At 33.4% G+C, this 15,428-nt stretch carries 13 protein-coding genes and 1 pseudogene; 2 read left to right on the top strand and 12 right to left on the bottom strand.

What is annotated here, in order from left to right; all coding sequences use genetic code 11:
* Positions 1 to 272 precede the first annotated feature (272 nt).
* The 8 genes and pseudogenes from C231_RS0103625 to C231_RS0103585 form a co-directional block, all read right to left on the bottom strand.
* A complete protein-coding gene (locus tag C231_RS0103625; RefSeq protein WP_018659295.1) occupies positions 273 to 491 on the bottom strand; it encodes a hypothetical protein in 219 nt (72 codons plus the stop codon).
* A 296-nt stretch (positions 492 to 787) separates the two neighbouring features.
* Entirely contained in the window at positions 788 to 1,468 is a 681-nt protein-coding gene (locus C231_RS08680; RefSeq protein ID WP_018659294.1) for a hypothetical protein, read from the bottom strand.
* A 69-nt stretch (positions 1,469 to 1,537) separates the two neighbouring features.
* Positions 1,538 to 3,007, bottom strand: coding sequence for a WD40/YVTN/BNR-like repeat-containing protein (locus C231_RS0103615; RefSeq protein ID WP_018659293.1), 1,470 nt, complete (start codon positions 3,005 to 3,007; stop codon positions 1,538 to 1,540).
* Positions 3,008 to 3,566: 559 nt separating this feature from the next.
* The gene (locus C231_RS0103605; protein ID WP_026314336.1) at positions 3,567 to 4,934 is read right to left on the bottom strand and encodes a sensor histidine kinase; all 1,368 of its coding nucleotides are present in this window, start codon (positions 4,932 to 4,934) and stop codon (positions 3,567 to 3,569) included.
* Positions 4,898 to 5,585 (bottom strand): annotated as a pseudogene (locus tag C231_RS07755) (response regulator transcription factor). The gene C231_RS0103605 and the pseudogene C231_RS07755 overlap by 37 nt, the downstream one beginning before the upstream one ends.
* Before the next feature lie 58 nt (positions 5,586 to 5,643).
* The gene (locus C231_RS0103595) at positions 5,644 to 6,387 is read right to left on the bottom strand and encodes a lantibiotic immunity ABC transporter MutG family permease subunit (RefSeq protein ID WP_018659290.1); all 744 of its coding nucleotides are present in this window, start codon (positions 6,385 to 6,387) and stop codon (positions 5,644 to 5,646) included.
* Complete coding sequence (locus C231_RS0103590; RefSeq protein ID WP_018659289.1) at positions 6,387 to 7,127, bottom strand: lantibiotic immunity ABC transporter MutE/EpiE family permease subunit; 741 nt, start codon at positions 7,125 to 7,127, stop codon at positions 6,387 to 6,389. Before C231_RS0103590 ends, C231_RS0103595 begins: the two co-directional genes overlap by 1 nt.
* 4 nt (positions 7,128 to 7,131) lie before the next feature.
* Positions 7,132 to 7,833, bottom strand: coding sequence for a lantibiotic protection ABC transporter ATP-binding protein (locus tag C231_RS0103585; protein WP_018659288.1), 702 nt, complete (start codon positions 7,831 to 7,833; stop codon positions 7,132 to 7,134).
* Between the two features lie 467 nt (positions 7,834 to 8,300).
* Between C231_RS0103585 and C231_RS0103580 the strand changes: the two genes are divergently transcribed.
* Together C231_RS0103580 and C231_RS0103575 are read left to right on the top strand one after the other, a co-directional pair.
* The gene (locus C231_RS0103580) at positions 8,301 to 8,705 is read left to right on the top strand and encodes a helix-turn-helix domain-containing protein (RefSeq protein WP_018659287.1); all 405 of its coding nucleotides are present in this window, start codon (positions 8,301 to 8,303) and stop codon (positions 8,703 to 8,705) included.
* A 14-nt stretch (positions 8,706 to 8,719) separates the two neighbouring features.
* A complete protein-coding gene (locus C231_RS0103575) occupies positions 8,720 to 9,058 on the top strand; it encodes a hypothetical protein (protein ID WP_018659286.1) in 339 nt (112 codons plus the stop codon).
* 118 nt (positions 9,059 to 9,176) lie between these two features.
* Here C231_RS0103575 and C231_RS0103570 read toward each other — a convergent pair whose 3' ends face one another.
* The 4 genes from C231_RS0103570 to C231_RS0103555 all read right to left on the bottom strand — a co-directional run bounded on the left by C231_RS0103570 (position 9,177) and on the right by C231_RS0103555 (position 15,128).
* Positions 9,177 to 9,599 (bottom strand): SRPBCC family protein, encoded by a 423-nt coding sequence (locus C231_RS0103570; protein WP_026314335.1) that lies wholly within the window; start codon positions 9,597 to 9,599, stop codon positions 9,177 to 9,179.
* Positions 9,600 to 10,026: 427 nt separating this feature from the next.
* The gene (locus C231_RS0103565) at positions 10,027 to 13,350 is read right to left on the bottom strand and encodes a DEAD/DEAH box helicase family protein (RefSeq protein WP_018659284.1); all 3,324 of its coding nucleotides are present in this window, start codon (positions 13,348 to 13,350) and stop codon (positions 10,027 to 10,029) included.
* 102 nt (positions 13,351 to 13,452) lie between these two features.
* Complete coding sequence (locus tag C231_RS0103560) at positions 13,453 to 14,061, bottom strand: restriction endonuclease subunit S (protein ID WP_018659283.1); 609 nt, start codon at positions 14,059 to 14,061, stop codon at positions 13,453 to 13,455.
* A 134-nt stretch (positions 14,062 to 14,195) separates the two neighbouring features.
* On the bottom strand, positions 14,196 to 15,128 hold the full coding sequence (locus C231_RS0103555) for a DDE-type integrase/transposase/recombinase (RefSeq protein WP_018659282.1): 933 nt from the start codon (positions 15,126 to 15,128) through the stop codon (positions 14,196 to 14,198).
* Between the last annotated feature and the right edge of the window lie 300 nt (positions 15,129 to 15,428).

The following is a 15,428-nucleotide window of genomic DNA, read 5'->3' as shown; positions in this document are numbered from 1 at the left end:
CGCTTTTTTGCTTCATTCATACATTCTAAGATCATTCCCTTTTATATAAGGACTACTAAGATAGCCAATATTGAATCAAACATTAACATTTGTTATTTGTTGTGATATTTTAATATGTACCCCCCCATTTTTGGGAAAGAGAAGTTACTCATTTCTCTTCTTTTAATTTCCGATAGAGATAGGTGAGAATTTTAAATACTAACATGTCATCATCATCTTTTGCCATATGAACGCTCCTTTCTGTAAAAATAAAATTCGATATTCTTTAATCATTAGTATTCTTCATCCATTAATTGCTCAATTTTATCAGCAATTTCAGCAAAATCCTCTGCAGCCTCTGTGTCTTCTATTTGAGCATAATATATTTGTTTTTCTCTAATTGAATCAACCAATACATCGGATTCGTCTTCTGAATAATCTTTTTCGGGCAAGTAATTAATTTTTCCTCTTTTTAAAATCTCAACATCTTTTGTGTTTAACTTTATATACATCTTAATCACTCCCTTATTTATACTTATTTCTTAAACGAGTAGATGTCTTCCAAGTAGTAACAACTTTCCCTGTGTCCGGATTTATAACTACGGTAGCTTTTTCACCGATTACAGGATCACCCCCACTTACATGGGAACTATTCCAATAAATGTGACTATTAGTGATAGAGTTTTTGTATGATTTCAAGTAGGGACTGCTCCACTTATATGGGGACTATATTGCGCCCATTTCTGCCCCTAGGTCATCCAAAACGACTGCTCCACTTATGTGAGGATTATATAATATATTCTCAATTTTAGAATAGTCGATATTTAGCTAATAAAGTGTTAACAACAAATAGGCTTAAAGTACAATAAAGTTTAAAAATTTTGTCATTTAATGCATTGGTTATATCATAACCTATAATATAAGTTTGAATTGCACTTAGGATGATTAATAATGCGCCAGATATGACTGCACTAAATATAAAAGAGAGGGCCATCTTGCCCCATTGATTATTATTGCCTTTCAATTTGATATACTCCATCGAAATATGAACATATACGCCGATACCTACTAAAACTAGCATAAAATTAGGGACTTCAATAAAAAATGCTAGGATTAACAATAAAAAGTAAATAAAACTTGAAATGAGTAACAAATATTTTTTATTCATATCAATCACCAAACTTTCTCGCAAATTCCCTAAGTAACTTCCTATTAACGAAATGATGCCATATACTACGATATAAATCCAAGCACTCTCATTGTAAAAGATAAATAGTGTCGGAATAAAAAGCAACATCACTAGCAAAGGATACAACCAACTGAATGAATTTTTCATGCCATAAATTAAAGCCGCAATAAAGTTTATCATTGGAATTCCCACCAATAAAATAAACATCGCACTACCTGTATCTTTAATAATCAGTGGTAATATATAAAAAGCAAAAAAATTAGCTGCTATAAAAGGAATCATTTTTTCTAACTTTTTCATTGTGCTAGCCTCCCTTGAAGTGTTATAAATAAAAAGGTGCCAGTTATTCTATCCTCTTCAATAATTATTTTATGAAGTGCTATTTTTTGAAATATGCCAACTTTCTCCAGAATCTTCAGAATAAAATTCAATCCCATTAGGCTCATCTACTCCTGCTGTAACAATAATAAATAATTTACCTTCCTTATATTGAGGCATGGACATATATTTATAATCATCTAATGTTAGGCCAATTTCTTTTCCTTGTGTTGGTATATCTGTTACCTTATCCATTGGTAATTGAACCTGTCTGAAATTCATGCCGCCATCTTTTGTAAGATATATTTGAGAATATTGTCCAGATGCTCCTTGAAGACCAATAAAGCCAAAGTCATTTAAAAAAAATATGATACCCTCAGCCACTCCTGTTTCGTCCATAAAAGGATTTTGGTTAATCATTTCCCAATGACTGCCGCCATCACTTGATTTCTCTAATGCATAATATCTTGAACCAGCAGCCGCATCAATAACAACAAGTCGGTAGCCTATCTCTTTATTATCTGAGATAAAGTGATAGACTGTACTATCCGTATCATCTATGATCCAACTTTTTGAATGCTTTGCCTCTTCAATTATTGTACGCTCATGCTTATTTTCAAGTATTTCTGATGATATAAATTGTGGCTTTACTAAATATCTAATAGGTGGGATATCTTTGGTATTCAATAGATAAAGAGAGGCTTCATATCCACTTATTGCTCCCCCTTCGGATAATTGAGACATCATCGCTTCTGAATGATGCGCGCCAGTGCTATCCACTATATAAAGCTCTGTTGTTGTATTTATAGTTTCCTTTCCTGAATATAAAAAACCATAGTGTTGATCATGTGCCATCCAATGTCCATGCTGAATCTGTTCTTTAAAAGAGGAATATTGGAGAATTGTAAAAAAGGGATGTAATAATCTATCTGGATCAATGCTTACACCTTCACCTTTATTCATCCACACATCGATTTTATTCCCTTTTTTATAGTCAAAAGAAATTAAAAATCCTCTCAACTGTCCCTTGTCATTTTCTCCATATAGCATGGTCTCAACATTTGTAATTGTGCCATCTTCTGTAAATTCAATATAAAAATCTTCTGCCACATAAAGCGAATCTGGCAACGCAATTTTTGCTTTTATATCATCGAGTATGCCGTCAATACCCTCTTCATAAATATTATTTTGCACAAAAGTTATTTGCTTATGATTTAATAAGTCATCTATCTTCCAAGAAAGCACCCCATTATAAGGAATTGCAGTATGTACTATCATGCCCCCAAATAATAAGGTAATAGAAATAAATAAAGCTAAACGAAATTTAAAGCCGCTTGCATGATAGCCTCTATGTCTTAATACTAATCCAATCATCAATAAAATAATTAAGAGCATTGCAAAAGGGAACATTCTATCAAGCCAATAGCGCACTCCCCCAGACTTACAAATTTTCCAGATCATATACATACAGATTGCATATACAACCAAAATAGCATAACCCGTTGCTTTTAGTTTTTTCATCATAATTTCCCCATTTCATCTTAGCTTCATTTCATTGCTTTTTAGATCTATTTCCATATCAAATTCCTATCTTTTATAGCAGTCATTGTAAAATGGGTGGCAACTCCTTCTTTCATATACTCAATAAATTCTTGCCCATTAATGATGTCTTTATTGTTCAAATCATTTCTCCAAGCATAGTTTTGGACAGGACTTACAATCTTCCACACTTTTTCAATATTTCATGAAAAAGTGCCATGATGTTAAAATTGTCATATCTGCTACTTCTTCTTAAGATTATGATAATAAATGATTGCTTTTATTATCACAGTTATTACTTTATCTTACCATTTTATATTTTATTAACAACATTCCCATAATCTCAATCTCCTAGCAGTCAAAATAATTGCCCAATAATCTAAAAAAGAGGTGCCAACAATTATTCCAAAATGGAACAATTGATTGGCACCTTTTAATTTCAATATTTTTCAGCTTTTCCTTGGTATCAAATAGATGGTCTCCATATTCATCTTTGTAAGAATATATCATTTAGCACTGGCAATAATTGTTATATGATGATTTATATTATAGGTAATAACAGGCTAACTTTTGCACCATTTCCATCTTTTCTATTTTCTAATTGAATATTTCCATCATGCATATGAACAATTTCTTTTGCTATATATAAACCAAGTCCATGGCTTACAGAAGAATGTCTGCTTTTATCCCCTTGATAAAATTGTTCTGTTCCATGAGCTAAATCTTCATTGGAAAAGCCTTGGCCTTGATCAGATATGGCGATTTTAAGATAATTATTCATCGTCATGATGCTCAATTCAATAGTGGATTTTTCGGGGGCATATTGAATGGCATTGCTTAATATATTTTGGATAACTCTTTCAAATAATTTTATATCTATCATCACATTCCCATCTTTAAAATTAATGGTTTCACGTAGCATAAGATTATTGATAGATGTTATTTCTTTAGCGAGTTCTTTTGTTTTTTCTACAACTTTTATTATTTGAACTTTTTTAAGTTCAAAATCACTCATCTGATCTAGCTTATTCATATCCATTAAAGTGATTGAATAGTCCGAAATGCGATTAGCGCTTTTTAATATAAAATCAACATATGTTTTTTGTTCTTCCGAAAGATGTGTATCTTTTAAAAGCTCGGCATTGCCTTTTACTATTGATATTGGGGTTTTTAGGTCATGCGTTAATGCCGATATTTGCTTTCTTTTATTTTCCTCCTGCAGCCAATTCTCCCTTAATGAATCGCTTAGAGCATTTTTCATCTTTTCAAGGCTATTTAAAACATCATTGAATTCTTTTATATTAGAATTTCCAACTTCAAAATCTAATTGTTGCTTTGCAATTTTGCTTGATGCATCAAACATTGGGGCTAATTGTCTTTTTATACGTTTAACCCAAATAAGTGTTACGATAAAAACACTTATGGCACAGAAGAAGATTAGTAAAATAGTAAATAAAAAGTCAATTTTGGGAAAATGTTTCTCCATCCAAGCACTTGTATAATATGGTGCAACTTGATAACTAATGATAACATAGCCGTCCATTCTTTTAATTTCTATAAGAGATAAATATGGCACATAAATATCTTCGCCATTATGAAATTGTTCAGCTTTCTGCTGGGTCTCTTCATTCATATTAGACTGAATAACTTCGCCATCTGTTGATAAATAGACATAGTTTGTATTGGCTGGTATCAGAGATTCATCAAATTTTTCTGCATTCGAAATATTTGATCTATTCTTAAGTATCTGATTTTCAGTATAGTTAGCTGGCACTATCACACCCGCACTATAAAAACCATCTAAAATAATCATCGACAGTAAAATAGCAAGCGCTAATCCCGCTCCTACACCTAACAAATATTCAAAAAAGATTATTTTAAGAGACTTCCCCTTTCGGTCTGATCCCATTTATAACCAATCCCCCAAACTGTAGCAATTGGAGTTGCTCCAACGCTTTTAAACTTTGCCCTGATATTTTTTATGTGCTCTGAAATAGCCGAAGAATCTCCAATTCCATCAAGTCCGAACACCAATTCATAAATCTGTTCCCTCGAAAAAACTTGCCCTTTTCTTTTTGCAAGTAATTCAGAGATTTGATACTCTGACTTCGTTAAATTTATTTCTTGTTCATTCACGAACACTTGATTAGAAGATAAATCGAATCTTATATTTCCAAGACTCAAGCTAGAGTGTTTTTCTCTTTGTTCTCTCCTTAGATGGGCAGCTACTCGTGCTAACAATTCCTTCACACCAAAAGGCTTTGTTATATAATCATCGCCTCCGCACAATAATCCTTCTACTATATCCGATTCCATTTCCTTTGCAGTTAAAAAAAGGATGGGACAGTCCACTTTACTTCGGATTTTTTTTGCAAAAACTCATACCATCAATATCTGGCATCATAATATCAAGCAATATCAAGTCATATTTGCTTAACTTATTTTCATCTAACGCTAAAGGATGTTGACAAATCTCTACGATATAATTTTCTTTTTGCAAAATATTCTTAATAAGAATTAACATATCGAGCTCATCATCAATGACAAGAATTCTTGCCATATTATCACCTCCAAGCGAATAATTGATAGATTACTATACCATTTTTATATGTTCACCTTTAATCACTACTATAGGGTTTGCCGTCCCATTTATTAAACCAAATGAAAGAACATATAAGGATACATATTGTCATTGGAACTGCAATATAAAGCCACATACTTAACGTATCATGGAGATAGGTGCTATCCGCCAGACTACTTCCCACACTATAAGTTGCAGATAATCTTGATGGCCATGTGCAAGGTAAGAAATACCATATCTTTTCACCAAGACCCGTCATTGAAATTAATGCAAGTAATGTTTCTGCAAAACCTAAGCCAATGGATGCACTCCCTCCTATCATAAGGGATATCCACAAATGAATCACATATGTGGCGATGCATCCAACAAATAGTAAAAATCCCTCAATTACCCATGCAATATAACTTTGTTGTCTAAATAAAAAACTAAACATTAAAATAGCCAAACTTATCGAAAATAAAGCGCCTATTAATAATAGGAGTAACTTGCCACCATAAGCCTTACTTCTAGACTTCGTAGTCGATAAAAGAACTTGAAAATGTCCAGCATTTGCTTCCATATCAATCACTTTAAATGTAATTGCACCGCAAACAATTGGCAATATTGCCCCTAATAGCACCAAATATGTTTCTATAATAGAAATAGAGGCATAATCTTTCAGGCCTGTTATTCTAACCATTATATAAAAAATAATAGCATATATAATAGGTAAAATAATATGAATATGTGGTAGATACGTGTGCTTCAGTTTATAGAACTCTGACTTTAATATCTTCACCATTACTTCACCTCAAGTTTTGAAAACCAATTCGTTGTAATGACTGTTAATAATGTAAAAAGAATGATTGACAAAGCACAAGGAAGTAGCAATGACGTATTAGAAATCAGCGGATCTGAAGCTTCCGCTGGCAAACCATTTGGCAAGATGTGCATAATAGGAAGCATCAATCGTATTCCCCAAGAATAAGGGCACAAAATCCATAGCGATGAAGTAGAAAACAAAATTCCAAGTGCCGTTCCTAATATAGCATTCACTCCAACACTGATAACAAAGCCTAATTTTTTGGCCAAGAATAAACATAAAGGTATCTGCCAAATATTAGAAAGGATTAAAAGTGCACTCGCCATTAGTAACGTCATCAGTCCATAGTTAGGAATTAACTGCTTATCAATTAAAAATTGAATCCCATATACTCCTATCATATGCAGCAAAGATGTAATGCTCACATAGACTAAAGCAGTTAATATTTTGGCTATCCATATTTTTTTCAAATTGACATCAAGCGAGAAAATGGCTCTATAATTGAGTTTTCTTTCTTCTTTTCTATGCATCATGGCAGAGATCAAAGCAAACATGGCAGGTAATGACACAACATACCACCAGTTATATGCATTTACAGTAAAATATAACGGCATTAATATAAGCGCCTGTACCACCGCAACTAATGGTGCAATCATTAGCAATTTATTTAAAAAAGTATGTTTATATTTTATGCATTCGGCAAGAATGTAATTTTTCATAGCATTATACCCTCTTTCCATTTTTTACTACATTCATGAAAAGCTCTTCTAAATTCTCACTATGGTTAATTAAATTTTGGTATTTTAGTTCACCATCATTAATAATGCCAATGTGATCTGCAATTTGTTCCACCTCTGCCAAAATGTGGCTTGATAAAATGACTGTGATTCCTTTTTCAGGAAAGCTTCTAATTAAATTGCGTAATTCTTGGATACCTAAAGGATCCAAACCATTTGTTGGCTCATCCAATATCAAAAGTTTAGGATTATTCAGTAGCGCAATAGCAATTCCTAATCTTTGTTTCATTCCTAAAGAAAATTGACTACTTTTCTTTTTCCCAGTATCTTTTAAATCAACGATGTCTAAAACTTCATCAATCCTTGATTCAGGTAATCCTAAAAGCAATGTTCGCACTTTAAGATTTTCTCTAGCGCTTAAATTTTCATATAGAGGGGGTGTATCAATTAATGCACCAATATCTGATAAATCATCCCTACTCCATGGATGCCCTTCAAAGATGATTTCTCCTGATGATTTATGTAGCATCCCTGTCATCAGCTTCAATGTAGTAGACTTTCCTGCCCCATTAGGCCCAAGTAATCCATAGACAGAATTCTCTTCAATTTTTAAAGACACATTATTTACAGCCTTTTGTTTGCCAAAAATCTTCGTTAAGTTCTTTGTTTCTAATATAAGTCGATTCATTTATAATTCCTCCTTTTTATTTTCTAATGGGATTGTAAAAAATAAATTTAAGGATTTCATAAGGAAAATATCAAATGATTCCTTACAAAACATACATAAAGCAACGATTACATTTCCAATAGCTATAGCTCACACATTCCCTGAAATATTCCACAAGCAAGCATTTCCCAGCAACTTTTTCAATAAAAAAAGCTTTTAAGATATAAAGAAATCTTAAAAGCATTTGATTGAACTCATTTTTTTATTATGGTTTTATTTTATTGATATAATGAATGCTCGCTATTTGAATATATGTCTATTCATTATTCCCCATTTTTTGCTTATATATTTATATAATAGTGATGAATTTATGATAATAAAAAGGTTGTCAAAGACTTTTGACACAATAAATCTGCCAATTCAAAAGATATTTGATAGTTTCCAGAGCAATAAGTAGCTAAACTAAAGCTAGAAAGGAGGAAGATTTGATGTCTATTGGTCAACAACTCAAAAATGCTCGACTCAATGCGAACATGACCCAAGAAGATGTAGCAGAGAAAATATTCGTCTCACGGCAATCCATTTCTAACTGGGAAAATGACAAAAATTATCCTGATATTATCAGCATTATTCATTTAAGTGATCTGTATCACATCAGTCTAGACAAGCTATTGAAAGGGAGTGACAATTACATGAAACATCTCGCCGAAAGTACAGATGTTGTGAAAAGTAACACCAAGTTAGCAGTCTTAGTCGTTGGAGCTCTTATCGTCATGATTGCAGCTTTACTCTTAACCCAATGGTTCCCAGAAAAACTGACTCTCATCGTTGTCTTTACTCTAACAACTATTGTTACTGCAGTCATCTATCGAGAAATTATTCATCGATTTTAAAGGAGGAATTGAAAATGGACCATTTATTAATATCACTTGTTATTTCTGGGGCAGTAACCAGTGTGGGGGGAGTCATTCTCCTATACACTATTTATCAAATGACCGTAATCGATGCGATGTCAAGAGGCATCAAGCATCCTAAACTATGGGGGGTAGTGAATGCATCAGGCAACAATAGTAGCACCTTCTTATTACTCTATTTAATTAATCGCCGAAAATACCCTGTCAAAAATCTCACCGCTAATCAAAAGCTAGAACTCGAACTCTATAAGAAAAAAGCACTAGTAGCTCTAGCATTCCATCTGATAGCAGGTCTAGTCTTTGCAACTTCTTTAATTTATTATTTGAATTAGTTCACCTATTTTAAGAAAAATATTCTTAACAACATTCACCCCTCATCAATAACAAAAAGATGAGGGGTGTTATCACTATAATATTATGTAGGTCATTTTGATTCAGCGAAATTTGCACTTACAGTATTTGAGTAAAACTAGCTTCTTTACAATTAAGTTCTTTCTTTAAATCATTAAAATAAAGCCGTTGTTGCTTACGAATATAAAATCCTATAAAGGGTTTAAATATAAAATTTTTTGAAATGATATTTTCAGTAAAATCTAGCGTTGTTCTATCTCCATGGGAATAAAATTTCCCTATCCAAGTCCCAGCGATATTTTCATTCTCTATCTTGAATGCCCAACACTTATACTTCAAAAACTCTGTAACTTCAAAATGTGTCTCAATTCCATCACTGCTGATTTCTACAAAATTATTCTCATCTATAATCTTTATATTCTGTAAATCACTTCTCCATGAAAAATCATGTAGATTGGTTACCTTATGCCATACTTCTTCAATCGGGCACATCAATGTAACTTTAATGTTTGCAATCGCCATAATTGACATCCGCCATAACTGACATCTCCCACATATTCTATTTCCTTGACATCAGTACTAGCATACCTTAACAAACTATAAATGTTTATTTCTTATAATTCCCATTGAACTCCCCCTCAAATTCAAGCCTCTTGATTTTAAGGTCTTCTGCCCTTTTTTTATTTTTCCTTATGTTCATGAATTTGTGCAAGAAGATTTATGGTTTCACTATCCCATTTACTGCTTGTTAGATTTTACTAATTAAAAACTCACATTCGCCTATCTTCTTTTGTTTTGCCTCATTATAGTATATTCTTAGATGATTGTTAAGAATTTAGGCGGTTATTTATATTCAGCACTCTTTTTTGTATTATAAAATAAAAAACAGCCTGTCCCATAATTTAGGACAGGCTGTTTTGCTCTGACTTGTAAAATTGTTTGTTCTCTTTTAGATGACAAGTCTGCTATTTATCTCATCAATCGTTTCAACTATATTCTTTGCGACATCGACTTTGTTTTCAAAAATCGTAACGATTCCGCCCGCTTTAGCAAATGGAAAATCCGCCAACACTTTTTTGTCTAACGAGCCATTTTCTATAAGATAGCTCACTATTTTATTTACAAAATTTATTTGATCAGCGTTAAGCGATTTGTCATTTAAAAATTTTGAAAATTCAGCGATTGTAGCTTCTCTATCCATTCCTGCAATCTTTGCCACAAGATTCATAAGTGGTCCTTCTCCATATGCCATCTCAAATGTCTCTTTATTCCCAAGCTCTTCAAATAGAATCTTTTCAAAATATTTCAGATCGCTTTTTGTGAGTTTTTTGTTGTTTCTAAGTTTGTATATGGGAAGATTGTCCTTGTATTTTTTGAAATACTCTTCTACTTTTTTCTTATAAGCTGAAAGATCATTTATTTTGTAGTGCCCTTCTACCTCTTCTATACCCATCGTTTTATCAGAAAAACTGGTGTAGTAGAGTTGTCTGGTCTCTTTTTCTAAAAGTTTTACAAGATCTCTTAGAGCTACTCTTACCATTTCGAAGTCAAAAATATTTCCCTCATTCCAAAATTCAGATCGCGTCGCTTTTGTAATGAGCTCTTTCTGCTTTTTGACTTGATCAATTGAGAATTTTTCAAAGAGCAGATTTGCAATGGTAACCACTTTATTTATCGGGTTTGTAACTTGTTTTCCAAGAAGAGTTCCAAGAATTATCGTATACATCAGATAGTCAAAACTCTTCGCCATTTCATCTCTATCCGTAGAGATTATAAGTGGTGCAATCTCTTTTTTGAGCTCGTCTAAATTCTTTTCATCCAAACATTCATATGATCGCTTATCACCATATTTGTCCAAGAGGTGAATCTTCATCATTGAGTCAAATCTATTTCTACTTATAGCATTTATCTCACGCAAGATATTTTCTATTAACTCTTCTCTATATTTTACATAGGCCTCTTCTTCAAAATCCACAGGTTGAAGCGCTTTTATGATGTCAAGTTTTACCCCAAAGAGGTTTTCTGTTAGTGATTTTGCTATAGGTGTTGAGGCTTCTTTTTTATTGGCTTGGAAAAATTTGAAATTTTGGTAGTAGTCAAAGATATAAAATTTAGTCTTATCCAGACCTGGTCCAAATATATCTTTGCAAAGTCTAGTGCCTCTACCGATCATCTGCCAGAATTTTGTCTTAGATTTTACTTCTTTAAAGAATACAAGATTTAAAATCTCTGGCACATCTATTCCAGTGTCTAACATGTCTACAGATGCTGCTATGTGAAGTTTGGAATTAGAATTTTTAAATCGATCTATAAGATCATCCACATAATTTATGCTGTGATATATTGCCACTGCAAACTCTCCCTTGTATTCTGGGAAAAGAGCATTGAATCTTTCTACAATAAAATCTGCATGCGCTCTATTTGCAGCAAAAATAATCGTCTTCCCAAGAAAATCTCCACCACTTACCTTGAGCCCCTTTTCCATAAGCTCCTTCAAAATCATATCGACTGTGGAAGTATTAAAGAGACTTCTATTTATTTTCGTGCTAGGAATATCCTCACATGATTCAAACGTTTCTTCAAACTCCTCTTTTTCTTCTTCAGAAAGCTTGTCATAGACAATTCCTTTTCTCGTAAATTGAGACACAGAAACTGTAGGAAGTTCATAAGGAACTAAAAAACCATCATCAATGGCTTCTTCCAATTCATATGCATAAGTAGGGTTGCTATCTTCTATATCAAAAATTCTATAAGTATTTCTGTCGATTTCATTCACTGGAGTGGCAGTAAGCCCTAGAAGGGATGCATCAAAATATTCAAAAATTGCTTGGTATTTTTTGTAGATAGATCTATGACTTTCATCTAAAATAATAAGATCAAAATGACCCGTTGTAAAAACTCTATCCTCATCATCATTTAATTTTTCATCTATCGCATTCATGATGGTTGGATAAGTAGAAAAGACCATCTTACTATTTACATCATCTTTTCCATCCAAAAGATTACAAAGGGACATATTTGGAAGAAGTGACGCAAAACTTTCCTTGGCCTGCTTTACAAGGGCCGTTCTATCCGCTAAAAACAAAATGTTTTTAGCGTAGTTGTGTCTTGTAAGAATATCAACGATTGCAGCAGCTGTTCGCGTCTTTCCAGAACCTGTAGCCATTACAAGCAGTGATTTTCTTGCGCCTTTTTCAATATTTTCAAGAACTCTTCTTACAGCTTCTATCTGATAATATCTTCCTGCAATATTAGGATCTGCCGTTGCGTTTTCCATAGAAATCTTATTTTCTCTTTTGAAAAATAGCGTTTCAAGGTCCTCTTTGCTATAAATTCCAGAAACTTCTCTTTCAGGAGTAGATTCATCATCCCAAATGTAATATTTTATTCCATTGGTATAAAACATTACCGGGCGCACTCCCGTTTCTTTTTCCAGAGCATCTGCATAGAGTCTTACCTGATGTTTGCCAATGATTGGGCTTTTTGAAGTCCTTTTTGCTTCCAAAACGGCAAGAGGTTTTCCATTATCAGAATAAAGAACATAATCTGCATAGCCAGCTTTAGAAGTATTTGGCGTATGAGAGACTTTTACCTCTTTAAAAAAGTCATGTTCAAATTTCCAGCCCTTCATCTCAAGATCTAGATCAATATATTGTTCTCGCGTCTCTTTTTCAGAAATTGTTTCAAAATTAAAAGGTCTCTGATGTTCATTTTGTATGCGGTGCGCTTGGTTTTCTTCTCGAAGTTTTTTGTTCTCTTCTATGATTTGTTCAAGATTTTTGTCTTTTAAAGAGATTATTTCTAGAAGCTCTTCTTTTTCTTTTTGAGTTTTGCTAAGTTTGTCATTATCTCCAAGGAGAGATTCATTAAATGATTTTTCTTCATATTCCTTGGAATACCACATATCAATGGCATCAGTAAAATTAAAAAGATTTCTAAGAGAAAGTACTGCCTGAGATCTTGTAACTGCCATATTAGTGTGCGCCGCTTTGTTGCCAAGAACTCGTATAAAATCAATCGCCCGATACATTTCGAGCCCCACAATATCTTTAAAATCAAAATCATTGATAAGTGCTGCAAAATTATCGTTGTATGGAAGATTAAGGTCCTTATCATTAGCATACATCCACTTTACCGCCAGTTCCGCAGCACGTCTTGTGTAGGCCGCAGCTGCAGAATAAGAAACATTCATAAGACGTTCAGCTTCGCTACACGCCGATGCAAAAGAATGATACATTTTTTCTTTATTTAAAAATGAAAAATTCGACTCCATAAAATCCCTCCTAAAGCTCTCCTTTAAAAGCCCTGTCCATCAGAGAGTTGTAATTTTCTTTCAAAAGGATAAGGGACTTTTCCAGTAAAGTTTTTTGGTCTTCTATTGCTTTAACTTTTTCTGCAAATTCATTTTGTAAATGTAGGGGGGCAAGATAATTTCAAGATTTGATAAAATCTTTTGATTTAAGTTTTGTATATTTGCACCTCTAACACTTTTTGATAATCTATTTTTCATAACACCGTATTTAAATTGACTGTTTAGAAAAATGATATTTATATTATTTTCATATTTCCTAAACCTAATACAAAATCCACTAAAAATAATTTTGTTTTCACCTGGATATACAATTATACTTCTGCCAACCAAATTTTTGTTTCCATTTGATCTAACGAATAAAATATCTTCCTTTTGTAAAAAATATACATCGTCTAACGGTTCTTCTAAAGCAGCTTCATTTAAAAATTTAAAATCAGAGATTTTAAATAAAGTTTGAAAGTCTCCCACACCTATATACCTTATTACATTGCCCTTACTATTTTTAAAGAAATTTATACCGTTTTTAAATTCTCCAAACTCCCCAAGTTTTTTAACTTCCCAGCCCTTATCATTTTTTACCGGGTCGCCAAAGGTGTCATAGAAAATAGACTCTATAAGCTCATCAAGATTTTCAAGCTCTTCTTTTCTCTTGTCTATCTGTAGGGAAGTCAAACATTTGTGACATAATCCCCTGATTGATAGTTTGCTGAAAAGCGGTTGGCTCTTAAAAATATTTCTGAAGAGTTTTGTCAATGGCCGTTCGAGCGAAGCATGCCTTGACAAAACTTGGAAGAAATAGAACCTTGCTAGGCCGCTTTTCCAAAATATTCAGACACGACTTCATTAGGGCTTTTGAAGTTTAAGATTTTTCGATAGGTATTATTGTAACTTGTATTGTGCCTACTTAAAGCCTTCTCTAGTTCTTCTTCACTGGTGAAACGCCTTCTGCAGTAGAATCTTTCTTGATCTTCTCGGTGACTTCTTTCTACCAATCCGTTTTGCCAAGGACTATAGGGAGCTGTTCGTTGATACTCGATCTTCAAGAGGTCTAAGAATTGCTGAAATCTTGATTTCTTATCGGTTTCCTGAGGATCGTTAGTAAACTCGCGTCCATTATCAGTCTGCACCTTGTCTATTTTAAAGCCCATGCGTTCCTCTAAGTTGAGAAGAAATTTTGAGCCGGTATAAGTACTGTTTTCATTCAGCAAACTCAGCACCCTTTTGCGAGAATAAGCATCGATTGCCGTGATTTGGTCGTACCTCCTGTGGTGACTTCTAAAGCCTATGGAGTTAACAGGTACGTATTTTACATCGATTTGAACTAGTTGGCCCGGATAGGTGTATTGAGGTTTCGATTTTTTCTTCCTATAGCTTATCTTTGGCTTTAAAGCTTCCTTTAGACCCATTTCCCTAATCTGTCGACACATAGAGTCATAGCTTCTACTATAGCCTTCATCTCGGCATTTGCGGTAGACATGGGCCAGACCACGATGCCTATGATGACGATGCATATGTTTCATTAACTTGATTTCTTCATCGCAGTGTTGATTGGGATGTGAGTGTGGACGAGTCGATTTCTTTCGCAAGGATTCAATCGTCCCATCATATCTCTTTCGCCATCTCTGAACATATTGCCTAGACGTGTAATACTTTCTCGCTGCAGCAGCGTTATTATTAATTCTTATTGCGTATTTAACAATTCGTTCGCGGTGTTTCATTCCTTCTGTTATAATTGACATCTAAGAGATCCTTTCTAGAGGTATGGTCTTTTTAGCAGATCTATCATATCAAAGGATCTCTTTTGTTTTAATCTTTCATGTCACAAATGTATTATCTTACTTCAATCCAACTGAACCATACCAAAAAAACAATAACCGATCTACAAAAAAATCATTTTTGCCTCTTTTACTCTTAGAGACTGTAATATAAATTTCAAAAAGAAAACTCTGCACCGATACCTTATCCAGATGTCCCTTAGCTCAATTTTATTTGGGCCTAGCCGGATGGTCAAAATAATGAGGCCGAGTCGCGCAAGATCC

This window comes from Allofustis seminis DSM 15817, from assembly GCF_000374325.1.
GTDB lineage: Bacteria > Bacillota > Bacilli > Lactobacillales > Carnobacteriaceae_A > Allofustis > Allofustis seminis.
Note: the sequence above shows the minus strand (reverse complement) of the source record. Positions and strands in the feature narration are given on the sequence as shown.

Coding starts and splice junctions, on each gene's coding strand:
- C231_RS0103625 (WP_018659295.1), bottom strand. CDS start 491: ATGTATATAAAGTTAAACACAAAAGATGTTGAGATTTTAAAAAGAGGA.
- C231_RS08680 (WP_018659294.1), bottom strand. CDS start 1,468: ATGAAAAAGTTAGAAAAAATGATTCCTTTTATAGCAGCTAATTTTTTT.
- C231_RS0103615 (WP_018659293.1), bottom strand. CDS start 3,007: ATGAAAAAACTAAAAGCAACGGGTTATGCTATTTTGGTTGTATATGCA.
- C231_RS0103605 (WP_026314336.1), bottom strand. CDS start 4,934: ATGGGATCAGACCGAAAGGGGAAGTCTCTTAAAATAATCTTTTTTGAA.
- C231_RS0103595 (WP_018659290.1), bottom strand. CDS start 6,387: ATGGTGAAGATATTAAAGTCAGAGTTCTATAAACTGAAGCACACGTAT.
- C231_RS0103590 (WP_018659289.1), bottom strand. CDS start 7,127: ATGAAAAATTACATTCTTGCCGAATGCATAAAATATAAACATACTTTT.
- C231_RS0103585 (WP_018659288.1), bottom strand. CDS start 7,833: ATGAATCGACTTATATTAGAAACAAAGAACTTAACGAAGATTTTTGGC.
- C231_RS0103580 (WP_018659287.1), top strand. CDS start 8,301: ATGTCTATTGGTCAACAACTCAAAAATGCTCGACTCAATGCGAACATG.
- C231_RS0103575 (WP_018659286.1), top strand. CDS start 8,720: ATGGACCATTTATTAATATCACTTGTTATTTCTGGGGCAGTAACCAGT.
- C231_RS0103570 (WP_026314335.1), bottom strand. CDS start 9,599: ATGGCGATTGCAAACATTAAAGTTACATTGATGTGCCCGATTGAAGAA.
- C231_RS0103565 (WP_018659284.1), bottom strand. CDS start 13,350: ATGGAGTCGAATTTTTCATTTTTAAATAAAGAAAAAATGTATCATTCT.
- C231_RS0103555 (WP_018659282.1), bottom strand. CDS start 15,128: ATGTCAATTATAACAGAAGGAATGAAACACCGCGAACGAATTGTTAAA.